This window comes from Spongiactinospora sp. 9N601, assembly GCF_044326295.1.
GTDB classification, from domain to species: domain Bacteria; phylum Actinomycetota; class Actinomycetes; order Streptosporangiales; family Streptosporangiaceae; genus Spongiactinospora; species Spongiactinospora gelatinilytica.
The window spans coordinates 64,572-89,851 of sequence record NZ_JBIRBB010000003.1 but is presented as its reverse complement, the minus strand read 5'-3'; the positions used below and the strand labels follow the sequence as shown (position 1 = coordinate 89,851).

Annotated in this window: 17 protein-coding genes and 1 riboswitch; of the genes, 8 read left to right on the top strand and 9 right to left on the bottom strand. The window is 71.2% G+C overall.

Annotated elements, in window-relative coordinates; all coding sequences use genetic code 11:
• The first annotated feature begins 723 nt into the window (after positions 1-723).
• Positions 724-1,941 (top strand): DUF4192 domain-containing protein, encoded by a 1,218-nt coding sequence (locus ACH34R_RS07435; protein ID WP_397560541.1) that lies wholly within the window; start codon positions 724-726, stop codon positions 1,939-1,941.
• On the opposite strand, the gene ACH34R_RS07430 is transcribed toward ACH34R_RS07435, so the two are convergent.
• The 3 genes from ACH34R_RS07430 to ACH34R_RS07420 all read right to left on the bottom strand — a co-directional run bounded on the left by ACH34R_RS07430 (position 1,823) and on the right by ACH34R_RS07420 (position 4,669).
• Positions 1,823-2,659: an EI24 domain-containing protein gene (locus ACH34R_RS07430; RefSeq protein WP_397560540.1), complete on the bottom strand. Its 837-nt coding sequence runs from the start codon at positions 2,657-2,659 to the stop codon at positions 1,823-1,825. The two genes, ACH34R_RS07435 and ACH34R_RS07430, sit on opposite strands and share 119 nt — an antisense overlap.
• A gap of 497 nt (positions 2,660-3,156) precedes the next feature.
• Positions 3,157-3,750 (bottom strand): Maf family protein, encoded by a 594-nt coding sequence (locus tag ACH34R_RS07425; protein WP_397560539.1) that lies wholly within the window; start codon positions 3,748-3,750, stop codon positions 3,157-3,159.
• A 370-nt stretch (positions 3,751-4,120) separates the two neighbouring features.
• On the bottom strand, positions 4,121-4,669 hold the full coding sequence (locus tag ACH34R_RS07420) for a hypothetical protein (RefSeq protein WP_397560538.1): 549 nt from the start codon (positions 4,667-4,669) through the stop codon (positions 4,121-4,123).
• Between the two features lie 145 nt (positions 4,670-4,814).
• Positions 4,815-4,928: riboswitch (TPP riboswitch) on the top strand.
• On the opposite strand from ACH34R_RS07420, the gene thiC reads away from it, so the two are divergent.
• A complete protein-coding gene (gene thiC / locus ACH34R_RS07415; RefSeq protein ID WP_397560537.1) occupies positions 4,924-6,663 on the top strand; it encodes a phosphomethylpyrimidine synthase ThiC in 1,740 nt (579 codons plus the stop codon). Its footprint overlaps the riboswitch before it by 5 nt.
• A gap of 915 nt (positions 6,664-7,578) precedes the next feature.
• On the opposite strand, the gene ACH34R_RS07410 is transcribed toward thiC, so the two are convergent.
• Positions 7,579-8,532: a LysR family transcriptional regulator gene (locus ACH34R_RS07410; protein ID WP_397560536.1), complete on the bottom strand. Its 954-nt coding sequence runs from the start codon at positions 8,530-8,532 to the stop codon at positions 7,579-7,581.
• A gap of 103 nt (positions 8,533-8,635) precedes the next feature.
• Here ACH34R_RS07410 and dnaE point away from each other — a divergent pair, with 103 nt between their 5' ends.
• Both dnaE and ACH34R_RS07400 read left to right on the top strand, forming a co-directional pair.
• Positions 8,636-12,181 carry a DNA polymerase III subunit alpha gene (gene dnaE / locus ACH34R_RS07405; RefSeq protein ID WP_397560535.1) on the top strand — a complete coding sequence of 1,182 codons (3,546 nt, stop codon included), beginning with the start codon at positions 8,636-8,638 and terminating at the stop codon, positions 12,179-12,181.
• The gene (locus ACH34R_RS07400; RefSeq protein WP_397560534.1) at positions 12,178-12,498 is read left to right on the top strand and encodes a DUF6300 family protein; all 321 of its coding nucleotides are present in this window, start codon (positions 12,178-12,180) and stop codon (positions 12,496-12,498) included. Before dnaE ends, ACH34R_RS07400 begins: the two co-directional genes overlap by 4 nt.
• A 7-nt stretch (positions 12,499-12,505) precedes the next feature.
• On the opposite strand, the gene ftsH is transcribed toward ACH34R_RS07400, so the two are convergent.
• Together ftsH and ACH34R_RS07390 are read right to left on the bottom strand one after the other, a co-directional pair.
• Positions 12,506-14,518: an ATP-dependent zinc metalloprotease FtsH gene (gene ftsH / locus ACH34R_RS07395; RefSeq protein ID WP_397560533.1), complete on the bottom strand. Its 2,013-nt coding sequence runs from the start codon at positions 14,516-14,518 to the stop codon at positions 12,506-12,508.
• 91 nt (positions 14,519-14,609) lie between these two features.
• The gene (locus ACH34R_RS07390) at positions 14,610-15,107 is read right to left on the bottom strand and encodes a DUF1269 domain-containing protein (RefSeq protein WP_397560532.1); all 498 of its coding nucleotides are present in this window, start codon (positions 15,105-15,107) and stop codon (positions 14,610-14,612) included.
• A 447-nt stretch (positions 15,108-15,554) separates the two neighbouring features.
• On the opposite strand from ACH34R_RS07390, the gene ACH34R_RS07385 reads away from it, so the two are divergent.
• Together ACH34R_RS07385 and ACH34R_RS07380 are read left to right on the top strand one after the other, a co-directional pair.
• Positions 15,555-16,604, top strand: a complete 1,050-nt coding sequence (locus ACH34R_RS07385) for a DUF3616 domain-containing protein (RefSeq protein ID WP_397560531.1) — start codon at positions 15,555-15,557, stop codon at positions 16,602-16,604.
• Between the two features lie 275 nt (positions 16,605-16,879).
• Positions 16,880-17,074 carry a hypothetical protein gene (locus ACH34R_RS07380; RefSeq protein WP_397560530.1) on the top strand — a complete coding sequence of 65 codons (195 nt, stop codon included), beginning with the start codon at positions 16,880-16,882 and terminating at the stop codon, positions 17,072-17,074.
• Positions 17,075-17,079: 5 nt separating this feature from the next.
• On the opposite strand, the gene ACH34R_RS07375 is transcribed toward ACH34R_RS07380, so the two are convergent.
• Positions 17,080-17,805 carry a peptidyl-tRNA hydrolase gene (locus ACH34R_RS07375; protein WP_397560529.1) on the bottom strand — a complete coding sequence of 242 codons (726 nt, stop codon included), beginning with the start codon at positions 17,803-17,805 and terminating at the stop codon, positions 17,080-17,082.
• Positions 17,786-19,075, bottom strand: coding sequence for an MFS transporter (locus ACH34R_RS07370; RefSeq protein WP_397560528.1), 1,290 nt, complete (start codon positions 19,073-19,075; stop codon positions 17,786-17,788). Before ACH34R_RS07370 ends, ACH34R_RS07375 begins: the two co-directional genes overlap by 20 nt.
• A gap of 70 nt (positions 19,076-19,145) precedes the next feature.
• Here ACH34R_RS07370 and ACH34R_RS07365 point away from each other — a divergent pair, with 70 nt between their 5' ends.
• Entirely contained in the window at positions 19,146-20,180 is a 1,035-nt protein-coding gene (locus tag ACH34R_RS07365) for a GlxA family transcriptional regulator (protein ID WP_397560527.1), read from the top strand.
• Here the strand turns inward: ACH34R_RS07365 and ACH34R_RS07360 are convergent.
• Positions 20,111-21,328, bottom strand: a complete 1,218-nt coding sequence (locus ACH34R_RS07360; protein WP_397560526.1) for an MFS transporter — start codon at positions 21,326-21,328, stop codon at positions 20,111-20,113. The two genes, ACH34R_RS07365 and ACH34R_RS07360, sit on opposite strands and share 70 nt — an antisense overlap.
• A gap of 357 nt (positions 21,329-21,685) precedes the next feature.
• Between ACH34R_RS07360 and ACH34R_RS07355 the strand changes: the two genes are divergently transcribed.
• Positions 21,686-25,240, top strand: coding sequence for a S8 family peptidase (locus tag ACH34R_RS07355; protein WP_397560525.1), 3,555 nt, complete (start codon positions 21,686-21,688; stop codon positions 25,238-25,240).
• The last annotated feature ends 40 nt before the right edge of the window (positions 25,241-25,280 follow it).

Sequence of the window (25,280 nt, the reverse complement as noted above, 5' to 3'; positions counted from 1 at the left end):
CCATCCCGGCCACGCCGCCCGTGGCCGGGTCCAGCATGCCCCAAGCCCCCTGCCCACCCAAAGAACGCGACTCCCTCCCCCGGCCACAACGCCAGGGCCCCACACCGTCGGGAAAGGTCACCTTCCCGAGCGGCCTCGGCCCCCCGAAACCGAGCCCCCTCCATATCGGCCGGCCGCTGGGCCACTCCCCGGGGCGCAGAACGATCCCGCCCACCCTCACACCAGGCCCCCGCCCGCCTGGAGCGAAGCACCACCTTCCCCGGTGGCCTATGAATCCCTCCGCAGCCGCCATCAACAGCGCCCTGGACCTTCAGAGGTCCCCGCACCAGGCCCAAAGCCCCCCGCTCGCCACCACTGGGGCCACTCACCCAAGTGCAGAACGATCCCCCGTGCCGTAACGCCTCTCCGCGCCAGGCTCCACCCCGCACAGCACGCGGCCCCCTCTGGGCCTCCGCAACCGTCTACGACAGGACCCGCCCACTCCGGGTACCACCCCGCCGCTCCCCCGCCAGCGGTACCAGCGGGCGGCGAGGACGACGTAGGCGACACCGATACCGCCGAGAACCAACGGGCCATCACAAGGCCCGACCTTTCCTTGCCACGTCACCCATTTATATGAGCCGCTTTCGTATTCACAGGCCGCCGACGACCCGGCACTCAGGTTGTCCACAGTTCAAGCCTTAGCGAAAATGAGCGACCGCTCGGGGCGGCAGGCTTTCAGGCATGGCAACCACCCCGCCCCGAATGCTGCTTTCCAGCCCCGTGGACGTGCTCGCCGCCGTCCCCTACCTGATCGGCTTCCACCCGGCCGACAGCCTCGTCGTTCTGGGCCTCACCGGCTCCCGGCCGCACAGCGAGGCACGGCTGACCCTTCGCTGGGACCTCCCCCTCGCGTCCGACGCGCTCGACCGTTTCGTCCCCATCCTGTTCAAGGAGGACATCACCCACGTCATCCTGCTCGGCTACGGCGCGGGGCCGCTCGTCACCCCCGCCGTCGATCAGGTCCGCTCCCTCGTCCAGGGCGCGGACATCGCGGTGGCCGAGGCGCTGCGCTCCGACGGCGGGCGCTACTGGTCCTATATCTGCGAGGCCGCCACCTGCTGCCCGCCCGAGGGCACCCCTTATGACGTGGCCAGCAGTCAGATTCCCGCCCTGGCCACCCTGCGCGGAATGGTCGCCCTCCCCGACCGCGCGGCGCTCGAAGGCTCGCTGGAGCCGGCCGAGGGGGCCGCACGGGACGGCATGCGAGAGGCGACCCGGAGCGCGATCAGCGACATGATCGGCAGGTTCCGCGCCTGCCGCAACGCCGACGCGTTCGCCCGTGACCTGGTCGCCGAGGGGATCGCCAGGGTCCACACCGCGGTCGAGACCTACGGTGCCGGTGGGCGGCTCGACGATGACGACGCGGCCCGGCTCTGCATGGCGCTGAGCATCGTGAGAGTGCGCGACGAGGCGTGGACCTCCATGGTGGCCGACGGCCTGCGGGCGCATCTGGCGCTCTGGCACGATCTCGTCCGCCGGGTCGAGCCGCGGTTCCTGCCGCCCGTGGCGTCACTCCTGGGCATGGCCGCCTGGCACCACGGCGACTGCGCGCTCGCGGACATGGCCCTCAATCGTGCCCTGGCGGCCGATCCCGGCTATTCGATGGCCGTGCTGCTCAGCCAGGCGCTGAGCCACATGCTGCCACCCGACCGGCTCGGCGAGCGGATGCCCCGCCCCGCCGACCTCGACCAGGCCATGGGGCCGCCGCACATGGCCTGGCTGCTTCCCCTGCTGGACCTGATCGACGATCAGGCGGGCGACTACGCGGCCGAGGAGGCGTTCACGAGCGGCCCGGAGGCTGCGGCGGACGCGACGAATGCGGCGGCGTCCCCGGACCGCGATCCCCCTGATCCAGGGGCAGTGCCTGCGCCGCCGGCCCGAGATGGAGCCGCACCATGATCGCCGCACCCGCCACCGCGACCGGCATGGCCACGACCGCCCCGACCGGAATGAGGAAGATGAGGAACACGACGACTCCGAAGCCCAGCGCCCCCGCCTTGTTCGCGCGCAGCACGCGGAAGCGCTCCTTACGCCGCATGCCCCGGCGCTCCATGGCGAGCGTGGTCAGCTCCACCGTCAGGAAGAAGCCCGAGACGGCCGCCCCGAGCACCGGCACCACCGTCTGCCCGATCACCGGCACGAACCCGAGCGCGAACAACGGGATCGTGAAGAGCAGCACGAACCAGAGGGTGACCAGGCTGTCGCGGATCGATCGGGGGATCGACCGCCACAATGGCACGTCGTTGCCCCCGGGCACCTCCCCGTGAGACTCCTCGACCTTCTCCGACAGCTTCTCGTAGAACGGCTCGCCGACGATCAGCGTCAGCGCGGTGAAGGTGAGCACGGCGAGGGCCAGACCCATCCCGAAGATCACGATCCCCAGGAGGAAGCGCATGGTGTCACGCAGGCCGGGGTTCCAGCCATCCGCGAACGGCGTCGCGAAGTCCGCCAGGTCCCCGGCACGTCCTCCAAGGAAGACCAGCGCCACAACATAGATGACCAACGTGACCAGAGCGGGCAGCAGCCCGAAGAGCCACCACCGCGGGTGCCGAGCGCACCAGCGCATGCCCTGAAAGAAGAACCCGATGCCACCGAAGAACGCCCGCAATGCAGCCATGCCCGGCAGGCTAACGCCTCCCGCCCACCCTGGCGTCCCGATGATCCCCCGCCCACCGCCTCACCCGCCCTAAGGCGTCGGCACCGAGTCACACGAGACCCACCGGACCGGGAGGGCGAGCGCAGCGACGAGGGGGCAGAGCAACGTCGCATCTCGCGGAGCAGAGCCGGACATACATACCACGACCTGCGCAAAGGAGACGCCACCCACCACGGAAGACCCGACATACCGTTTCCGGACAACGCCGGATCTCGCTATTTCACCCGCTGCCGTCCGCCTCCGAGGCGGTGTCCACCGAGCGCTGTAAATGGGAACGTTCAAACCGGGCCATCGCACAGGTCGGCCACACCGGCCGCAGGAAAGCCCCACCACATCGCGGCACGCGATCGGCTCCGAAGGAGGACACCCCGCCACCACCCGGCGATGACCGTTTCACGTGCGACCAGTGCCGGCCGTACCCGGCCGGGGCGGTCCGCATGACACCAAGAGAGGTCTGATCAACGATCGACGCGCCAGAGGGCGGGCAGTTCGACGCCCAATTCGGCGAAGAGGCGACGCAGAAGAGGAAGGGAGATGCCAAGGACATTGCCGTGGTCCCCGTCGATGCCCTCGACGAACCAACCGCCGAAGCCCTCCAGCGCAAATGCCCCCGCGACGCGCAGCGGCTCCCCCGTCGCCACATACGCAGCGATCTCGGCATCGGTGGGCGTCCCGAAGCGCACCAGAGTGGAGCCGAGCTCGGCGGCCTCCCGCCCGCTGGCGGCGTCGATCACGCAATGCCCGGTCAGCAGCCGGCCATCGCTCCCGCGCATCGCCTGCCACCTGGCCGTCGCCTCCTCAGGCGTCGCGGGCTTGCCGTACGGCACACCGTCGATCTCCAGGACCGAGTCACAGCCGATCACCAGCCCATCCCCCACCCGCTCGGCCACAGCGGCGGCCTTCGCCCGAGCAAGCGTGAGCGCGAGGTCCCCGGGGGTGTCAGCGGTCACCGCATCCTCATCCACCCCACTGACGACCACTTTGGGATCAAGCCCCGCAGTCCGCAACAACGCAAGCCTGGCAGGCGAAGCGGAAGCCAGCACGATCGTCATAAGAAACCTCCGATCAGATCCCGCCTGCGGCGGAGAAGCAATCAAAGCCCTGCGGAGCAGGGCAGAGCCAACCGATTCGCGCATCGAACAAAGACACGATAGCCAGCAAGAGAGAAGATCATGCCACCTTCCACGGTCCATACCCAGCTCTGGAATGAGCGCCGCATCCCAGCCCCGCCCACCCCCTCGCCACCGGCCACGAAACTCCTGGGCGTTACCAGGCATGTTGACCGCCGTCCCGCTCACCAACGACGGCAAGGCCGGCTTGGACCGGCCGCTCGGCCCACTCGCCGACGTCCCCGCCCCACTGGGCACATTTCCCGGCAAATCAGCACGCTGGCCCAGGCGACCCTGCTGCCGGTCATCGAGATCAACCGGAGGCCGCCCCAGAGCAAGGCTGCATGCCACAGCCCAGTGGGTGCCGCACGAATTCTGGATGAGCGTCGCCGAGATCGATGCTGTTCTCATCAAGGGCGTTGGCGATGTGGAAACGGCCTGCATCGAAGACGAACTCCACCGCGATGGTGCCGTCCGCCACGTCATGACTCGAAGGACGCCACTCGAGCAGCGCAACTTCGCGCAGTTCCTGGCCGACGAACGGCTCAAGCCGTTCGTCGGCGCCGACCCACGCCGGAGTCAGCTCGAACCACTCCCAGTCACTGATCGCAGTCGTCGTGTCGATGCTGTCCCGGCTGATCGACAGCTCATCGAGCTTCCAGTGGCAGATCTCTACCTGGACACCATCGAAGTCCAAGACGACGGGACAGTCCGCGAACCATTCCCCGGTCTCGACAAAGCGCACGATCGCGAACCCCGTAAGACGCCGGCCACCAAGTGCGGCCAGGCTCGGCCCGTGTTCCTCGCGGACGGCTTCAAGCCCGACGAGAAAGGTCGGCTCGAAGCCGGATATCCCCATCACGATTGCCGATTGTCCACGTTATTCACGGGGCCGGCCAGCCGATATCCACTACCAAGCCGCATGGCCGTGCTCGACGGCTTCATCCTTTCAAGTGATCACTCACGTGGGGGCTGTGGCGAAGGGAGGGTGTGGGTTAGGGTTGGACACGACAGATCGCGGGGGTCCGGTGAACCGGGCTGAGATTGTGGCTGAGACGGCTGCTGACCGCTGGAACCTGACCGGGTAATGCCGGCGTAGGGAGAGATCGAGTCGTCATGACCGACACTGCGATGACACGTGCCCGCAAGGTGTATTTGCACGGAGAGCGGGCGGATCTGCGGGTGCCGATGCGGGAGGTGGCGCTCACTGATGGGGGTGCCGTGGTGCTCTATGACACCTCTGGGCCGTACACCGACCCGGACTACGACGCCGACGTGCGGTGCGGGCTGCCCGCGCTACGTGCGGGCTGGATCGCCGGGCGCGGTGACACGGTGTCGTACACCGGGCGTACGGTGCGGCCCGAGGATGATGGGCGGCGTTCGGGGGATCCGCTGCGGAACGCGGCGGCGTTCGCTGAGCGGTCGCCTCGCCGGGCGAGTGGGGCGGGGGCGGTGACGCAGCGCGCTTATGCGCGGCGTGGGGAGATCACCTCTGAGATGGAGTTCGTCGCGCTCCGGGAAGGGGTCGAGCCGGAGGTGGTCCGGGGCGAGCTGGCGGCGGGCCGGGCGGTGTTGCCCGCCAACGTCAACCATCCGGAGCTGGAGCCGATGATCATCGGCCGGAACTTCCTGGTGAAGGTGAACGCCAACATCGGCAACTCGGCGGTGGCGTCCTCGATCGAGGAGGAGGTGGCCAAGATGACCTGGGCGACCCGCTGGGGCGCCGACACCATCATGGACCTGTCCACCGGCAGGGACATTCACACCACGCGCGAGTGGATCCTGCGCAATTCGCCCGTCCCGGTCGGGACGGTTCCGCTCTACCAGGCCGTGGAGAAGGTCGGTGGCGATCCGGCCGAGCTGACCTGGGAGGTCTTCCGAGACACCGTGGTCGAGCAGGCCGAGCAGGGCGTGGACTACATGACGGTGCACGCGGGCGTACTGCTGGAGTACGTGCCGCTGACGGCCCGCCGCCGTACGGGCATCGTGTCGCGCGGTGGTTCGATCATGGCGGCGTGGTGTCTGGCGCATCACCGCCAGAACTTCCTGTACACCCACTTCCGGGAGCTGTGCGAGATCTTCGCCGCGTACGACGTGACCTGGTCGTTGGGCGATGGATTGCGGCCCGGGTCGATCTCCGACGCCAATGACGAGGCCCAGTTCGCCGAACTGCGCACCCAGGGTGAACTCACCCGGATCGCCGCCGAGTATGACAACCAGGTGATGAACGAGGGCCCCGGGCACATCCCGATGCACAAGATCAAGGAGAACGTCGACCTGCAACGGGAGTGGTGCGACGACGCGCCGTTCTACACGCTCGGGCCGCTGACCACCGACATCGCGCCGGGGTATGACCACATCACCTCGGCGATCGGCGCGGCGATGATCGGCTGGTACGGCACCGCGATGCTCTGCTACGTCACGCCCAAGGAGCACCTAGGGCTTCCGGACCGCGATGACGTCAAGGCCGGGGTGATCGCCTACAAGATCGCCGCACACGCCGCGGACCTGGCCAAGGGGCATCCGGGCGCGCAGGCGTGGGACGACGCGCTTTCGGACGCGCGGTTCGACTTCCGGTGGGAGGACCAGTTCAACCTCTCCCTCGACCCGGACACCGCGCGGGCGTTCCACGACGCGACGTTGCCCGCCGCGCCCGCCAAGACCGCGCACTTCTGCTCGATGTGCGGCCCGCACTTCTGCTCGATGAAGATCACGCGGGACGTACGGGCGTACGCCGCCGGGCGCGGCCTGGACGAGGAGCAGGCCCTGGCCGAGGGCCTGCGCGAGAAGGCCGCCGAGTTCAACGCCTCCGGCGGCCGTATCTACCTCCCGGTCTCGCCCGCCGACCCCACCTGATGTTTCGTCACGGCTGAACCGGGTCACCTCACGGGCAGAGCCAGATTCCGGAAGCGGCGACGGCTCTGCCCCGGAACATCAGCCGACCGCTTCGCCGATCCTCCTTATCGACTATGGCAGTCGCATACCTCCCGGCTTCAGGTCTCAATAGCCGGGACTGCGAATCGGGAAAATGTAATCCTGATCCACCGGCCGCGTTCGGCCGACCTGGCGGCCGTCTTGTACCGCGAGCAGGGGCACGGTCACCTCGGATCACGCCCACGATGGCGGTCTACGCCGTGCCCCAGAGCGCCGTGCACACCCTGATGGAATGACTGCGACTGGAGCCGGCCGACGGCGTGCCGAAGCCGACGGCGTGCCGAAGCCGACGGCGTGCCGAAGCCGGGTTATGTGCGTACCGAACTCTCCGACTCCATCGATGACCCCGGGTCCGCGAGGAGGTCCGCCCGCAACATGAACCGGCACGCCATCGCGCGATCGGACAGCCGCGCGAGGTAGAGGCCAGCGAGATCGTGATCCGCCCGGCGGCCCAGAACAAACGCTCCGCCCACGATCAGGACGATGCCCGGCCCGCCCCTCGCCTGCACGAGAAGTGACGGACGAGCGATTACCCATCGGCACGGCCGGCACGCGCGACCACGACGTCCGAGAGCCGGCCCGCTTTCGCGCCTTCTCAGGAGCCCGCCCGTTCTCCGATTAGATGTTCTCCCATTTATCCGGCTCAAGCCTGAGGTAGCCGCCAGGCTCGTGCGCGATCGTGCGGGGCTCGATCACGGTGTCATAGTGGTCCCCGAAGGCGGCCGTCAACGCCTTCTTTCCAGGACCGCCCCGACGCTATCCAAATCGATTACCAGGTCCGGCGTCGGCGAGCAGGCGGATGCCAGAATGCCGTCGACCGAATTCCGCGACGAGCCGTCAGGTGGGGGTGAAAGCGGGGCGGTCGGGGATGGGGAGCCATTCGTGAGCGGGATTGTAAGGGCGAAATCGGGTCTTGATGAAGCGGATCAGTGATCGCAGTAGCGGGTGGTGGTTTTGGTGGTGCCATAGCAGGGAGGTCGGGTAGACCGGGCAGGGGTTCACCAGGGGGATCTGGACCGTGCGGGGGTGCCAGGGCAGGCGGCAGCGTTCGCCGGCCAGGCCGATGCGGTCGGCGGCGACGATCTCGGCCACGTAGTGTTCCCAGCCGAAGTCGGGTCCCGAGGTGTCGATGCGGACGTCGAATTCGGCGCCCAGCAGGCGGTAGTACTCGCCCCACTCGCTGCCCCGCGCGTTGCCGGGCATCCAGACCGTCACGCCGGACAGCCGTTCCATGGACACCTCCCGCTCGGCGGCGAGCGGGTGGTCGAGGCCGACGATCAGGCAGTTGGCCTCCAGGTAGGCGGGCGTGGCGCGCAGGCCGTCCGCCAGCGGGCCGGTGGCGCGGGCGAAGGCGGCGTCGATGGTGCCCTGGGGGAGGGTGCCGCGTGCCGACCTGAGGCCGTTGGAGGTGATGATCTCGACGTCGGCGCCTTCGATGGTCTGGTGGAAGTCGCGGACCAGGTCGAGGGAGGCCAGCCGGGTGTCCAGCACGTCCACCCGCAGGCGGCGGCTTCGGTCGCGCAGCGCTTGCAGGGCCTGGTCGGCGGTGCTCACCAGGGCGCGGGCGTGCGGCAGGAAGGCCCGGCCGTCCGTGGTGAGGCCGGCCCCGTTGCGGGAGCGGAGGAACAGCCGCACGCCGAGGTCCGCCTCCAGTCTGGCGACCCGCTTGGAGATCGCCTGCTGGGTGATCCCCAGCCTGGTCGCGGCCTCGCTGAAGTACTGCTCCTCGGTGACGGCGATGAAGGCGCGGACCGCCGCCAGGTCGAGATCGGCACCCTCGGGCACAACCATCTGTTGTGCTTTCGCGGCGTGTCGGTTGTTGGACAATGCCGCCTGCTCTCGGGTCGAATGCACGGGTCGCGGACGAGCCTACAACCAGCGGGAGTGGTCGCCGATGGGATCCTTCGTGCACCTGCACGTGCACACGGAGTACAGCATGCTCGACGGCGCCGCCAAGGTCGGCCTGCTGATGGAGGAGGTCTCCCGGCAGCGGATGCCCGCCGTGGCGATGAGCGACCACGGCAACCTGCACGGCGCGTACGAGTTCTTCCATGCCGCCCGCAAGGCCGGCGTCAAGCCGATCATCGGCATCGAGGCGTACGTGGCGCCGGCCTCGCGCCGGCACCGCGGGCCGGTGTTCTACAGCGACAACCTCGCGCTGCGCCGTTCCAACGACGACACCGGCGAGGGCGGTGACGTCTCCGGGCGCGGCCTGTACACGCACATGACGATGTGGGCGGCCGACGCGGACGGGCTGCGCAACCTGTTCCGGCTCCAGTCCCGCGCCTGGCTGGAAGGGCATGTCCAGAAATATCCCCGCATGGATGACGAACTGCTCGCCGAACACGGCCAGGGCATCATCGCCACCACCGGCTGCCCCTCCGGCGAGGTGCAGACCCGGCTGCGCCTCGGCCAGTACGACGAGGCCCGCGAGGCCGCCGCCCGCCACCGCGACCTCTTCGGCCCGGACAACTACTTCCTGGAATTGATGGACCACGGCATCGCCATCGAGCGCCGGGTCCGCGACGACCTGCTGAGACTCGGCCGCGACCTTGGCCTGCCGCCGCTGGCCACCAACGACTCCCACTACGTGACCGAGGACCAGGCACAGGCGCACGACGCGCTGCTGTGCATCGGCACCGGCAAACGCCTGGCCGACACCGAACGCTTCCGGTTCAGCGGCAGCGGCTACCACGTCAAGACGGCCGCCGAGATGCGCGCGCTGTGGGACGCCGAGGTCCCCGGGGCCTGCGACAACACGCTGCTGATCGCCGAGCGGATCGGCGACTACGGCGAGGTGTTCGCCCACCGCGACCTCACGCCGCGCTTCCCGGTGCCCGCGGGCGAGACCGAGTCGAGCTGGCTGCGCGCCGAGACCCTCGACGGCGCACGCCGCCGCTACCAGGGCGATCCGCCCCGCGAAGTCCTCGACCGCATCGACTACGAGCTGTCCGTGATCGACGCCATGGGCTTTCCCGGCTACTTCCTGGTCGTCGCCGACATCTGCCGGTACGCCAGGGAGAACGGCATCGGCCTCGGCCCCGGCCGCGGTTCGGCCACCGGCTCGATGGTCGCTTACTGCACGGGCATCACCCAGCTCGACCCGATCGAGCACAAACTGATCTTCGAGCGCTTCCTCAACCCCGAGCGGGTCACCATGCCCGACGTCGATCTCGACTTCGACGACCGGCGGCGGGACGAGGTGATCGACTACGTGACCCGCAAGTACGGCGAGGACCGGGTCTGCCAGATCGTCACCTTCGGCACGATCAAGGCCAAGGCCGCGATCAAGGACTCCTGCCGGGTGCTGGGCCTGCCGTACGCCCTGGGCGACCGGATCACCAAGGCGTTCCCCGCGGCCGTCGGCGGCAAGGAGATCCCGCTGGCGGCCATCCTCGACGAGCGCCATCCCCGGCACGGCGAGGCCGCCGAGCTTCGCGCGATGTACGAGCAGGACCCCGAGGTCAGGCGGGTGATCGAGACCGCGACCGGTGTGGAGGGCCTGACCAGGGGCACCGGGATCCACGCCGCGGGCGTGATCCTGTCCAGCGAGCCGCTGGTCGACGTGCTCCCGCTGGCCAGGCCGAAGGCCGACGGGCCGGTCATCACCGGCTTCCCGTTCACCCAGGCCGAGGACATGGGCCTGCTCAAGATGGACTTCCTCGGCCTGCGCAACCTCACCGTGATCGGCGACACCATCGCGAACGTCCGCGCCAACAAGGGGATCGACATCGACATCCTCGACATCCCGCTGGACGACGCCACGACGTACGAGATGCTGGCACGCGGCGACACCCTCGGGGTCTTCCAGTTGGACAGCGGCGGCATGCGCGTGCTGCTGCGGCTGATGCAGCCCACCACGTTCACCGACATCGCCGCGGTGAACGCGCTCTACCGGCCGGGGCCGATGGAGATGAACGCCCACACCAACTACGCGCTACGCAAGACCGGCAAGCAGCCGATCGAGCCGATCCACCCCGAACTCGCCGACGCTCTGGAGCCCATCCTCGGCGACACCTACCACCTGGTGGTGTTCCAGGAGCAGGTGATGGCCATCGCCCAGCAACTGGCCGGGTACTCCCTCGGCGCCGCCGACATGCTGCGCCGGGCGATGGGCAAGAAGAAGAAGGAGGTCCTGGACGCCGAGTGGGACAGGTTCGCCGCGGGCATGCGCGACCGCGGCTGCTCCGACGAGGCGATCAAGGCGGTCTGGGACGTCCTGGTCCCGTTCAGCGGCTACGGCTTCAACAAGTCGCACACGGCCGGATACGGCCTGGTCTCCTACTGGACGGCCTATCTGAAGGCCAACCACCCGCCGGAGTACCTGGCCGCGCTGCTCACCTCCGTCGGCGACGACAAGGACAAGATGGCCGTCTACCTGTCGGACTGCCGCCGGCTGGGCATCCGGGTGCTGCCCCCCGACGTCAACGCGAGCCGGCTGGACTTCGCGGCGGTCGGCTCCGACGTGCGGTTCGGGCTGGGCGCGGTGCGCAACGTCGGCGCCAACGTGGTGGAGGCCATCGTCACCACCCGGGAGGCCAAGGGCCCCTACACCGACTTCAACGACTGCCTGGCCAAGGTCCCGCCGGTGGTCTGCAACAAGCGGGTGATCGAGTCGCTGGCCAAGGCGGGCGCGTTCGACAGCCTTGGACACGACCGGGCGGGCCTGGTCGCGGTACACGAGCAGGCCATCGACGCGGTGATCGACGTCAAGCGCAACGAGGCCCACGGCCAGGACTCGCTGTTCGGCGACCCCGGCCGGGGCGACGCCGTCTTCTCGGTCGCCGTCCCGGACGGTGAGTGGGACCGTGCCGACCTGCTCGCCTACGAGCGCGAGATGCTCGGCCTGTACGTCTCCGCCCACCCCCTGGACGGCGCGGAACGCGTCCTGGCCGCCAACCGCGACACCACGATCGCCGACCTGCTGGCCTCCGGGCGGCAGGAGGGCGCGGTACGGGTCAGCGGCATCGTCTCCGGCCTGCAACGCAAGGTCACCAAGCAGGGCAGCCCGTGGGCGATCGTCTCGCTGGAGGACCACGACGCCTCCGTGGAGTGCCTGATCTTCCCCAAGACCTACGCGCTGTACGGCGAGACCCTGGCCGAGGACCGGGTGATCAGTGTGCGGGGCCGGATCAACGTGCGGGACGAGACGCTGAGCGTCTACGGCGAGGAGCTCGCCACGCTGGACGTCGCCGCCACCGCCGCCGAGCCGCCCGTGGTGATCGTCCTTCAGGAGAGCCATGTCACCGGCCGGCTGGTCCGGGAGTTCAAGCACATCCTGAACGCCCATCCCGGCCCGGCCCCGGTGCACGTGCGGCTGCTCCGGCAGGGGGCCGGGCCCCTGCTGCTGCGCCTGGAGCCCTTCCAGGTCGCCGCGCAGCCGGCCTTCTACGGTGACATCAAGGCGCTGCTGGGCGCGGGCTCGATCGGTGGCGCATGAGCCGGGAGGTGAGGTGCCCCCGCTGCCGCACCGGCGACGTGCTCGCCGTACTCCGCCTCCCGCGCACCTGGACCAACGCCTCGGGAAACCGGGTCCGCGGGCTCGGTGAGGTGCTGTTGTGCGCCCACTGCGACGCCGCCGACCCGCTCACCGGCCCGATCGTCGCGTACTTCGCCGTCAACCGGTCGGTCCGCCGGCAGGACGTGACCACGCTGGCGCGGCTGCTGCGCCACTGGATCGACCACGCCCGGCCGCCCCGCCCCGACATGCCCGCGCTCGACGCCGAGTCAGACGCCTGGCACCGCGGCGAACTGTGAACCGCGGTCAGCCGGGCGGCTCGGGGAGGAGGGGGGCGGAGGTGTGCTTGGGGGCGGGGGCGAGGCCCGCCGCGGTGTACGCCTGGGTCTCGTCCAGGGTCTCCTCTTCGAGGAGGGCGATGACGATGGCTTCGAGGCGGTCGCGGTTCTCGGCGAGCACCCGGCGCGCCACCGCGTAGCACTCCTCCACGATCCGCCTGGCCTCCTCGTCCACCGCCGCGAGCGTCGCGGGGGCGGCGGCCGGCGGGCCGTCCTGGGACGAACCGGGCAGGATGGTGAGGGGGCCGATCCTCTCGGACATGCCCCACCGTCCGACCATGCCGCGCGCGATCGCGGTGACCTGTTCCAGGTCGCTCTCCGAGCCGGTGGTGATCACGTTGTAGACGAGGCCCTCGGCCGCCATCCCGCCGAGCGCGCCGATGATCCGCCCGCGCAGGTAGCGCTCGTCGTAGGCGTAGCGGTCGCTCTCCGGCGTGGAGAGGGTGACGCCGAGCGCGCGCCCGCGCGGGATGATGGAGATCTTGCGTACCGGGTCCGCGCCGGGCTGGAGCATGCCGAGCAGGGCGTGCCCGGCCTCGTGGAAGGCGGTACGACGGCGCTCCTCCTCCGGCATGACGATCGCGCGTGCCGTGCCGAGCTGGAGCTTTTCCAGGGCGTCTGCGAAGTCGGCGCTGCGCACCGCGTTCTCGCCCCGCTTGGCGGCCAGCAGGGCCGCCTCGTTGACCAGGTTGGCGAGGTCGGCGCCGGTCATGCCGGGACTGGTCTTGGCGAGCCTGCCGAGGTCCACGTCGGGTGCGAGCGGCACCCCGCGGGTGTGCACCTTGAGGATCTCCGTACGCCCGGCCGCGTCCGGCGGCGCGACCATCACCGTGCGGTCGAACCGTCCAGGCCGCAGCAGCGCCGGGTCGAGCACCTCCGGCCGGTTGGTGGCGGCGATGACGATGACGCCCTCGGAGCCGGTGAAGCCGTCCATCTCGGTGAGGATCTGGTTGAGCGTCTGCTCGCGTTCGTCGTGCCCGCCGATCGTGGCCCCGCCGCGAGTACGTCCGATGGCGTCGATCTCGTCGATGAAGATGATGCTGGGCGCGACCTTGCGGGCCTCCTCGAACAGTTCGCGCACCCGCGACGCGCCGACGCCGACGATCATCTCGATGAACTCCGACGCGCTCGCGCTGAAGAACGGCACGTCGGCCTCGCCGGCGACCGCCCTGGCCAGGAGGGTCTTGCCGGTGCCGGGCGGCCCGGCGAGCAGCACGCCCTTGGGCAGCTTGGCGCCGAGCCTGCGGTATTTGTCCGGGTCCTTGAGGTAGTCGACGATCTCGACGAGTTCGTTCTCCACCTCGTCGATCCCCGCCACGTCGTCGAAGTTGACGCGGATCTTGCCGCTCTCCACCGGTTTGGCGGCCTTCGACCGGCCCAGCCCGCCGATGCCGCCGAGCCCGCCGCCCGGCCCGCCGCCGCCCATCATGCTCGCCGAACGGCGCAGCAGCCAGAACCACAGCCCGGCGAGCAGCAGCACCGGCAACAGCGCGAGCAGCAGGTTGAGCAGGAACCCACGCTGCTGGGCGATCGGCTCCGCGCTGACCACGACGTCGTGCCGGACCAGTTCGCGATAGATGTCGTCCTCCGCGAACGCCGGCCGTTCGGTGCGGAACCTGGTGTAGGTGACGCCCTCGTTGTCGGGGTCGGCGGCGGCCTTCTTCAGGTCGCCCTCGATGGAGTAGCCCTGGGCGTAGACCTCCTTGACGTTGCCCGCCTGCACCTGCTTGGTGAACTGCGTGTAGGAGATGGTCTCCATGGCCCCCGCGTCGAAGAACGTCGAGATCACGAAGAACACGGCGTAGGCGGCGAGCAGGGTGACCGCGAAGCGCCACCAGTTGATCCGCGGGCGCTGCGGGCCGCCGCCGGGCAGCCCTTCGGCCCGCCACGGCCGAAGGCCCCTGTCGCGCCGGTCGTCGCCGTCGCCCCGGGCGTGCTCGGGGCTCTCCCTGGAACTCTCGGGGGTGCCGGATCGCGCCACGATCGTCCTCCGTCCCTCGTGAGAAGGCTGGTCTCCCCTCCAGTCTCTCCCGCCCCTGTCCCGGGTCCGCGTCCAGTGCCCAGGCCACCCGTCAGTGCCGGGGGCGGACGACGGCCAGCGCGTCGCGCAGCTGGCGTTCGGCGGCGTGGCCGAGGGTCGTGCTGACGATCCGCCCGCCGTACGGCGCGAGCGTGTCGAGCAGCCGGCGCGGCGCGGCCGGAACGGCGAGCACGAACACGGCGGCGCTGCCCGGGGTGAGGGCCTCGGCGAGGCGGGGCAGGAAGGTGTCGTCGCCGCCGGGGCCGGTCACCGGGGCCGGGGACTCGCCGCCCGCCGTGGCGAGCGCCACGTTGACGAGCGGCATGAAGAAGATCAGCCCGATCAGCCCGCCCCACAGAGTGTGGCCCACGGGGCCGGCGGCGGCGGTGGTGTGCGACTGACGCAGCGCGAGGCGGCCGTCGCCCTCGCATTCGGCCATCACGATGTCGGCGATCTGGGCCAGGTCCTTGACCCGTGACCTGAGCAGCCCGTCGCGTACCAGGCCCGCGACGCCAGGGTCGCGGTAGACGACGGCGAGCAGTTCGGCCACGAGTACCCCCCGAACGTCATGTACCGGCAGAACACCGCGTACCTCCCCATCCAGGGAGATGCTGAACCTGCGATCGCGACATGACCGGGCGGGGGCGCAAGCCGGGCGAGGGGCGGACGGGCCGATGGCGCGGCGATCGGCCCGGGCGTCACCTCGCCCGGTCGGCGTGGCGGCGGGGCGTGGCGACCACCATGGCGGTCGCGGCGCCCCGGGGCCGCGCGTCTATGGCAAACCCGTACCGGTGTGTAACCGGCGTGGGATCGGTTGATGCGCGTGCCAGGGACGGATGGTCTCCTGCATCACTGGAGCCCCACCGACCCCATCCGGCACGCTCCGAAGCGTACGGCAAAGGGCCCATCTTTCACTGGATTTCATGAAAGTTCAGGTCAGGTCGGTATATCAAGGGAACCACTCGGCGGCTCGCGTACGCGCTGTCATGATGTCCCCATGCCGCAGCACCGGGTGGAACTCCGCTTCAACGACGACTCACGTGACCTCCAGACCCACACCAACCTCTCCGCCATCCGCACCGACGGTCACGGACTGTGGCTGGCCGGGGACGAGACCGCCACCATCGAGCACCTGGTCCCGCGTGCGGGCCGCTACGAGGGACAGCGCGGCTTCGCCCTGGCCGACTACGTGGACCTGCCCGCCGGGCGCGACGAGGAGGCCGACATCGAAGGGCTGGCCCGCGACGACGGCTGGCTGTGGGCGGTGGGCTCGCACAGCCTCAAACGCCGCCGGGTCAAGTCCGCCGAGCCACAGAAGGCGCGCCGCCGGCTCGCCACCGTGCTGCGCGAGGAGAACCGTTTCGTCCTGCTGCGCCTTCCGCTGGTCGGCGAGGGCACGCCGTACGTCCGCCCGGTCCGCGAGGACGGCGAGCGCGCCGCGGGCATCCTGGCCGGTCCAGACGCCAACCTGGCCGACATGCTGGCCGAGGACCCGCACCTGTCCCCGTTCCTCGACATACCGGGCAAGGACAACGGCCTGGACATCGAGGGCATCGCCATACGGGGGGAGCGGGTGCTCATCGGGCTGCGCGGGCCGGTGCTGCGCGGCTGGGCGGTGCTGCTGGAGATCCGGCCCCGAGCCCATCGGCGCGACCGGCTGCGGCTGGCGGAGATCCCTGGCGGAGAAGGGCCGGGGGCGCGGTATCGCAAGCACTTCTTGAACCTGCGCGGCCTGGGGGTACGCGACCTGTGCCCGCACGGCGATGACCTGTTGATCCTCGCGGGGCCCAGCATGGACCTGGACGGCCCGGTCCGGGTGCTGCGGTGGCGAGGCGCGATGGGGGCGGCCGGCCCGGCGTCCGCCGAGGTGGTGGCGGCGTCGGACCTGGAGCCGGTCGTCGAGCTGGCGTACGGCGTCGGCGACGACCACCCGGAGGGCATGACCGTGCTCGGCGACGGCTCCCTCATGGTGGTCTACGACAGCCCCGCCCCCGGGCGGCTCACCCCCGAGGGCGGCGTCTACGCCGACGTACTCCCGCTCACCTGAGACCCCGCCCCGGACAGAGTAGGGCCACCGAAATCGGCCCGCCGCCCAGGCGGGCGGCCACGGCCGTGCGCAGGCCACCGGCCAGGGCCATCGCCCCGGCCTCCACGAGGCCGCCGGGTCAACCGGCTCGCGCAGCGGTTGTTCGCCGGGCGGACAGCGACCGGCTCCGCGAGGGCCACCGGTCTGGCCGGTTCAACCGGCGTCGCGCAGCGCGCCCTCCCCGGCGGGCGGCCACCGGCCGCGCGCGGACCACCGCCCAGCGGGCGGCCACGGCCGTGCGCAGGCCACCGGCCAGGGCCATCGTCCCGGCCTCCACAAGGCCGCGGGTCAACCGGCTCGCGCAGCGGTTGTTCGCCGGGCGGACGGGGACCGGCCGCCCGCAGGCCACCGCCCAGGCCGGGTCAGCCGGCGTCGCGCCGCGCGCCCTCCCCGGCGGACAGCGACCGGCCGCCCGCAGGCCACCGGTCTAGCCGGTTCAACCGGCGTCGCGCAGGGGGCCTTCGCCGGGCGGGCGGTAGCCGGGTGCCTCCAGCCACGGGGCCTCGGCGACGACCGTGCACGAGCCCGGCTCGATCTCGGTGAACCCCGCGTCGCGGACCACCGGCAGGCCGCTGCCCGCGAGCCGTTCCCACTGGCCGGGGGCCGCGGCCCGGACGGCGAGCGCCAGCCCCGCCTCCCGCCACGCCTTGCGGGCCGCCTCCTCGCTCCCCCACCAGGCGAGCTGCGCCGCGTGCCCCGCCTGGGCCATGGCCTTGCCCGCCGACATGGTCAGCCCCGGGTTGATCCAGAGCACCACGCCCTCCGCCGGGGGCACGGGCGGCGGGGCGGTGTCCTCCAGTTCGGTGCCGCGGACCTGGAGCCTGCTCAGGTCCTTCGGCCAGTCGTCCAGCGGCACCGGCGGATGCACCCGCACCTCGGCCGTGCCGTGCGTGACGGTGATCCCGGGCAGGTCCAGGACCCGCCGCCACTCCGCGCCCCGCGCCCGCCGTACGACCTTCCTGATGCCGAGCCGTTCCCATTCGCGCACGGCCGCGGACCATTCCCCCTGCTCGGCCGAGCGCAGGTCGTCGAGCAGCGTCAGCACCGCGCGGGCGGCGGCCTCCAGGGCGTCGGTTCGCCCCGGCGGCGTGGCCCGCTCGATGCGGACGACGATCGGCAGGACCCGCTTGTCCCCTTGTGTCTCATCCTGCGACTGGTTCACCCTTCAAGGATGCCTGCCGGGAGATCCGGATCGACATGACGGCGGCGATGGCGCAGAGCAGGCCCGCGCCGTACCACGCCAGGGTGTACTCCCCGAGCGCGTCGCGGGTGAGCCCCGCGGCGATGGCCGCGATGCCCGCGCCGACCTGGTGGGAGGCGAAGACCCAGCCGAAGACGACCGCGCCGTCCTGGCCGTAGGCGGCGCGGCACAGGGCGACGGTGGGCGGTACCGTGGCCACCCAGTCCAGCCCGTAGAAGATGATGAAGATCAGCATGCTCGGCTCGGCGGTGGCCGAGAACAGGCTCGGCAGGATGAGCAGCGACACCCCGCGCAGGGCGTAGTAGGCGCACAACAGGACCCGCGGGTCGACGCGGTCGCTGAGCCAGCCGGAGAGCACGGTCCCGACGATGTCGAAGACGCCCACCAGGGCGAGCAGCCCGGCCGCGACCGGCTCGGCCATCCCGTGGTCGTGCGCGGCCGGGATGAAGTGGGTCTGGATCAGCCCGCTGGTGCTCGCGCCGCAGATCGCGAACCCCCCGGCGAGCAGCCAGAACGGCCGGGTGCGCGCCGCCGACCCGAGCACCCGCAGGGCCCGCGCACCGGCCCCGCCCGCAGGCGGAGGCGCGGGCCGCGCCCCGGGCGGCGCGCCCAGCGCCGTGGTGCCGACGTCCGCGGGGTGATCGCGCAGCAGCAGCCACACCATCGGGACGACGGCGAGCGCCGCGGCGGCCACCGTCAGCGAGGCCGTACGCCAGCCGTGGTCACCGGCCAGGTAGGCGAGCAGCGGCAGGAAGATGAGCTGGCCGGTGGCCCCGCCCGCGGTGAGCAGGCCGGTCACCAGGCCGCGATGCCGGACGAACCACCGGTCGGCGACCGTGGCGGCGAAGGCGAGCGCCATCGACCCGGTGCCGAGCCCGACGAGGACCCCCCAGCACAGCACGAGCTGCCAGCTCGCCTTCATGAAGACGGTGAGCCCGCTGCCGGCCGCGACGAGGACGAGCGCGGCCGACACCACCTTGCGCATGCCGAACCGGTCCATCAGCGCGGCGGCGAACGGGGCGGTCATGCCGTACAGAAGCAGGTTGACCGAGACGGCCAGCGAGATCGTGCCGCGGGTCCAGCCGAACTCCTCCTCCAACGGGGTGATCAGCACACCCGGGGTGGCGCGGAACCCGGCCGCGCCGATGATCGCCACGAACGCGATGAGCGCCACGGACCAGGCACGGTGCAGGCGCGGCCGGACGCGCTTGCGATCAGCGGTAACAGTCACCCGGCCATGCTTTCCGACGGGCCGCACCCCGGCGAGTGGCCGGTTAGCCAATATGTGAAAGGATCCAGCCATGAGCGCGGCAAAGGACGGCACGCACCGGGTCGCGGTCCTCCTGCTCGATCAGGTGGTCGCCTTCGACCTCGGTATCTCCACGCATCTGTTCCGGTCGGCCGAGCAGCCCGGCCAGCCGCCCCGGCGACGACTCTACGAGGTCGAGGTCTGCTCGGCGGACGGCGGGCCGGTGCGGTCGACGGGCGGTTTCCAGGTCCTGCCCGACCACGACCTGTCCGCGCTGGGCCGGGCCGACACCGTCGTGATCCCCGGCATCCACGACGGCCCGCCGCTGGTCGAAGGCAGGCTGCCCGAGCCGGTGTACGGCGCGCTCCGCGCGGCGGCGGGCCGGGCCCGGCTGGTGTCGATCTGCACGGGCTCGTTCGTGCTGGCCGCCGCGGGCCTGCTGGACGGCCGGCCGGCGGCCACCCACTGGCGGGAGGCCGACCGCTTCCGGGCGCTGTTCCCCCAGGTGCGACTGGACGCCGACGTGCTGTTCGTGGACGACGGCGACATCCTGACCTCGGCCGGCGTGGGCTCGGGCATCGACCTGTGCCTGCACGTGGTGCGCGGCGACCACGGGAGCCGGGCGGCCAACGCGCTGGCCCGCCGCTGCGTGGTGGCCCCCTGGCGGGAGGGCGGGCAGGCGCAGTTCGTCGAGCGCCCGCTGCCCGCGGCGCGCGAGTCCGGCACCGGGCCGACCCGCACCTGGATGCTGACGCGGCTGCACGAACCGCTCGACCTCGCGACGCTGGCCTCCCACGCGCGGATGAGCGTGCGGACCTTCACCCGCAGGTTCCGTGAGGAGACCGGGGTCAGCCCGGCGCGGTGGCTGGCCGGGCAGCGGGTCGAGCACGCCAGGCAGTTGCTGGAGCACACCGACCTGCCGGTGGACGAGGTGGCCAGGCGGTCGGGGTTCGCCACCGCGGTCTCGCTGCGCCAGCACCTGCGCGCGGCGGTCGGGGTCGCGCCGCTGGCCTACCGTCACACCTTCCGCACGGCCTCCCCGGAGCCGTCGTCCGACCTGTCCTCTGAAGCGTCGTCCGCGCGGTAGCGCAGGTGCGGCAGCAGGCAGGCGGTGGCCACCAGTGAGGCCCCCGCCATCGCGGCCATGGCCTGGTGTACGGGCAGCACCTCGGCCAGCGAGCCGGACAGCGAGGCGGCCAGCGCCTGCCCGGTGAGCAGGCCGGTCCCGGCCAGGCCGAGTGCCTGACCGCGCCGCCGCTCAGGGATGGCGTCCAGGTAGCGCTCCTGCGCGCCGAGGTGCGCGGCGAACCCGAACGACGCCACCGCGACCAGCACGGCCGCCACGGCCACCGGCGGCCGGGCGAGGAACCCGAGGTAGGGCAGGGCGAGCAGCACGAACAGCGGCACCGCCAGGCGTCGCCGCCCGCGCGCGGTGGTCCACCGGCCGACCAGTACGTCCCCGAGCAGCATCCCGCCCGCCGCCGCGCAGAACAGCACTCCCGCGCTCCGCGGGGCGTACGGCACGTACAACGCCTCGGCCCCCACGACCAGGCCGTTGGGCACCCACTGGATCAGCAGCAGCCCGCGGGTGCCGCGGTCGGCGAACAGCGCCCGGTTGCCGCGCCAGGTCTCGCCGATGGAGGCGCGCCCGGTGGCGCGCGCCGGCCTGGCCCGCAGCCCTAACCGGTTGACCGTCGCGGTGATCGCGAACATCGCGCTCGTCACCCACAGCGCGCCGGTCGCCCCGACCGTGCCGATGAGCAGGCCGCCGCCCGCGAAGCCGGCGATCTGCATGCCGCCCACGGCGATGTTGAAGATCGACCGGCCGAGCACGTACCCGCCGCCGGGCAGCAGGTCGGCCAGCAGCGCCGTACGCGCGGCGGCCGAGACCGCGTCGAAGACGCCGCAGGCCGCCACCATCGCCAGCATCGCCCACACCGGCAGCACGCCCAACGCGAGCACGCCCATCACCGCGGCCAGGACGAGGTCCCAGGTGACCAGCAGGCGGCGCGGGGGAAGCCGGTCGGCCAGGGAGAGCAGCGTCAGCGCGCCGATCGCCTGCGGCAGGTAGCCCCCGAAGTAGGCCAGGGCGGCCAGCAACGGCGATCGGGTCTGGTGGTAGACCAGGGTGGACAGCGCCAGCATCTGAGTGGTCTTGCCGGCGATGCTCGCGGTCTGGGCGCCGAACAGGGTGCGGAACTCCCCGACGGCGAAGACTTCCCGATAGGTGTTCACCATCCGATGATCACGTAGCGGACGTGCCCCGCGCGAGGCCGGACGCCCGGCCGCGGGCGGGCGTGACGTCGTTCGCCGGTGACCGAGCGGCGGACGGACGTTTACCAACACCTGTCATCTTTACGACATGTCGGCAATTGGCCAGCCGAAATCCCTTACCAGCCCTCGCAAGATCCTTCATTGTCATGAGCGGCATTCGCATTCATTCGAAAGATCGGTGCGTTCATGGGCCGGACATATCGAGCGGCCGCCCTCGGGGCGGCGCTGACCATAGGCTTGACCCTACCCCTCCTGCCGACGTCACCGGCGACCGCTCAGGGTCCCCCTGCGACAGCCAGATCGGACCATCGCGTCACATTGATCACTGGTGACGTGGTGACGGTCCAGCGCTTCCCCGGCGGCAAGCCGGCGGCCACCACCGCGCCGGGCAAGGGCCGGGAACACATCAGGTTCCACACCACCGAGGTGGACGGGGAGTTCTCCGTCATCCCCTCCGACATGGTGCCGTACCTGGCCAAGAACCTGATCGACAAGCGGCTGTTCGCGGTCGGGGACCTGATCGAGCAGGGCTACGACGACGCGCGATCAGCGGAGTTACCGCTGATCCTCTCCTACGGCGAGGGCGTCAAAGCGGCGAACACCGGTGAGGGCGTACCGCTGAGCAGTGTCAACGCCCGTGCCGTACGACCCAAGAAGAACGCCCTGCCGGTGCTGTGGGACACCGCCCCCGGCGTACAGGCCGCGAACGAGCCGAAACTGCGCGACGGGCTGGCCAAGGTCTGGCTGGACGGCAAGGTCCGCGCATCCCTCGAGCACAGCGTGCCGCAGGTCGGCGCGCCGGAAGCATGGAAGTCCGGGTTCGACGGCAAGGGCGTCAAGGTCGCCGTGCTGGACACCGGCATCGACCGCGACCACCCCGACCTGCGCGGCAAGGTCACCGACGAGCGGAACTTCTCCAAGGAGCCCTCGGCCGCCGACGGCCATGGCCACGGTACGCACGTGGCCGCCACCATCGCCGGGCAGGGCACGGGCACCCCCGCCCGCAAGGGCGTCGCGCCGGGCGCCGAACTCGTCGTCGGCAAGGTCCTCGACGACTGCGGCTCCGGCTTTGACTCCGAAGTGCTCGCCGGGATGGAGTGGGCGGCCCGCGAGGCCAAGGCCGACGTGATCAACATGAGCCTGGGCGGCGGGGTCACCGACGGCACCGACCCGCTCAGCGTCGCCGTCGACACGCTCACCGCCGAGACCGGCACGCTGTTCGTGATCGCGGCGGGCAACGAGGGCACGGACTACTCGGTCGGCTCGCCGGGAACGGCCACCTCGGCGCTCACCGTCGGCGCGGTGGACCGCAACGACGCGCTCGCCGAGTTCTCCAGCCGCGGCCCCCGCCTGGACAACGCCCCCAAGCCGGACATCACCGCGCCCGGCGTGGGCATCGTCGCGGCCCGCGCCGAAGGGACCGCCCTGGGCACGCCCATCGACACCCGCTACACGACGCTGTCCGGCACGTCGATGGCCACCCCGCACGTGGCGGGCGCGGCGGCGATCCTCGCCCAGCGCCACCCCGAATGGACCGGCGGGCAGCTCAAGAACGGCCTGATGTCCACCACCAAGACCATCGACGGCCAGACCGCCTACGAGCAGGGCAGCGGCCGTCTGGACGTGGCGCGAGCCGCGGCCCAGAGCGTGACCGCGACCGGCGTGGCCGACCTCGGCACCTACCGGGACGGCGACCCGGCCGTCACCGAGGCGACCGTCACCTACACCAACACCGGCCAGGCCCCCGTCACCCTGAAACTCACCGCCACCCTGGACAACCTGGACAACCTGGACGGCGACGCCCTGCCGCCCGGCGCGGTGAGGATCAGCGCCCCCGAGGTCACCGTCGCGGCCGGCACGAGCGCCGACGTCAAGATCAGCGTCGATGCGACGGGGCTGAAGTACGGCAGGCACACCGGCCGCCTCACCGCCACCGCGACCGGCGGGGCCGAGACCGTGCACACCTCGCTCGCCCTGGACCGCAAGGCCCCCAAGCACCGGGTGCGCCTCCAGGGCCTGGACCACAACGGCTCGCCGGCGTTCCTCCCCGGCATCTTCCTCTTCGGCCCGAGCGTCCAGGACGACCAGATCCTCATCGCGGTCGAGCAGGGCATCGACGTCGAACTGCCCGAAGGAACCTATTCCGCGTTCGTCAACGCGCCGGCCACCGAGGAGGAATCTCCCATGGTCGGCTTCATGGCGTTCCCGGAGTTCGAGGTGCGCGGCGACATGGAGATGGTCTTCGACGCGCGCAAGGCCGTGCCCATCGAGATCAGGACACCGGAGCCCGTCGAGATCGCCGGGATGACCGCCATCCACGCGCACCGGGAGTACGGCCGGCGCAAGATCACCTACGGCTACGCGCTCTTCCCGTCCGATGAGCGGCTGGCCGTCACGCCCACCGAGCAGGTCACCAACGGCACCTTCGAGTTCGCCTCCCGCTGGCAGCTCACCCCCCGGCGGGTGACCGCCAGGATCGCCGGCTCCCGCGACCCGCTGATCGTCAGTCCCAGCGGCGGCTCACCCGAGTTCGCGGGCCGCGAGCGGTGGCCGATGGTCTATGCGGGCACCGGCACGGCCGGCGAGCTGAGCAAGATCAACGCGCGGGGCAAGGCGGTGGTCATCACCGCCGACGATGGCGCCGGCGGCTATGTCGCCAAGCTCGCCGGCATCGCGAAGGCCGGCGCGGCGGCCGTGATCGCGATCGGGCCGGATGGCATCCCGGTATGGGAGAGGTGGACGCCGACCATTGAGCAGCACCCGTTGCCGACGCTGCTGGTCACACACGACCAGGGGCGGCGGCTGATCGAACGGGCGCGCCAGCGCGCCGTCCTCGACGTGTCCGCCGACTTCTCCCCCGATCGGCTCTACGACATCATGCAAATTTCCCCGGGGCATGTTCCCGGCCGCATGGTGCACACGGTGAGCGGGCGCAACACCGCCACGGTGGATGCGAGCTACCACGAGTCGGGCGGCGTGGGGTGGGCCACCGAGCAGCGGTTCGGGTGGCGGCCCTGGCAGGAGTACCTGCTCGCCGCGCAACCGGAGCAGCAGCGGACCGGCAAGACGCCGCACCGGCGCACGGAGTACGTCAGCTCCGGCGACACTCAGTGGCAGCACGTGGTCCAGCACGTCCACACGCCCGATTCGATGGGCCCGCTGCGCGGCGGGATCACCGCGGCCCCGCGCACCTACCGGGCCGGGGAGCGGGCGACGGAGAAGTGGTTCGAGCCCGTGGTCCGGCCGGCCGTACCCGCGAACGTGCCGGACCTCGCCCCGACCAGGACCGGTGACATGCTGTCGGTCGACATTCCCGAGTTCGTGGATGCTCAGGGCAACTTCGGCTACGCCGGGGGCAGCCCGGACCCGGACACCACCGCGGCCAGGTTCTTCCGCGACGGCAGGCTCGTCGAGGAACGCGAGGGCATCTGGGGGCAGTTCCCCGCCGTGCCGGAGAAGGCCGAGTACCGCCTGGAACTGTCCACCACGCGGACCTCGGAGGAATGGCGGCACGCCACGTCCACCCAGACGGCCTGGACGTTCCGATCCGCCCGGGCCGAGGGCACCAAGCGGCTCCCGTTGCTCGGCGTCGACTACGACGTGCGCACCGACCTCAACGGCGAGGTCCCCCGCGGGCTGCCGGTGCCGCTCGGCTTCACCGCCCCCGGCGCGCACCGGGTGAGCGCCGACCTGTCCTACGACGACGGCAGGACCTGGAAGCGGCTGCCGGTCTTCCCGGCCGGCCACGGCAGGCATCTCGCCCTGGCCGGGCACCGCGCCACGGACAAGGGCGTGTCCCTGCGGGTCACCGCCACCGGGCCGGACGGCGCGAAGTTCGAGCAGACGATCATCCGGGCCTACGGAGTCAAGTGACGAAACGGCGCCGGTCCGGCGGGCCGGCGCCGCCACCCCC

Coding starts and splice junctions, on each gene's coding strand:
- ACH34R_RS07385 (WP_397560531.1), top strand. CDS start 15,555: ATGCCGCAGCACCGGGTGGAACTCCGCTTCAACGACGACTCACGTGAC.
- ACH34R_RS07365 (WP_397560527.1), top strand. CDS start 19,146: ATGAGCGCGGCAAAGGACGGCACGCACCGGGTCGCGGTCCTCCTGCTC.
- ACH34R_RS07410 (WP_397560536.1), bottom strand. CDS start 8,532: ATGGTTGTGCCCGAGGGTGCCGATCTCGACCTGGCGGCGGTCCGCGCC.
- ACH34R_RS07425 (WP_397560539.1), bottom strand. CDS start 3,750: ATGACGATCGTGCTGGCTTCCGCTTCGCCTGCCAGGCTTGCGTTGTTG.
- dnaE (WP_397560535.1), top strand. CDS start 8,636: ATGGGATCCTTCGTGCACCTGCACGTGCACACGGAGTACAGCATGCTC.
- ACH34R_RS07435 (WP_397560541.1), top strand. CDS start 724: ATGGCAACCACCCCGCCCCGAATGCTGCTTTCCAGCCCCGTGGACGTG.
- ACH34R_RS07430 (WP_397560540.1), bottom strand. CDS start 2,659: ATGGCTGCATTGCGGGCGTTCTTCGGTGGCATCGGGTTCTTCTTTCAG.
- ACH34R_RS07400 (WP_397560534.1), top strand. CDS start 12,178: ATGAGCCGGGAGGTGAGGTGCCCCCGCTGCCGCACCGGCGACGTGCTC.
- thiC (WP_397560537.1), top strand. CDS start 4,924: ATGACCGACACTGCGATGACACGTGCCCGCAAGGTGTATTTGCACGGA.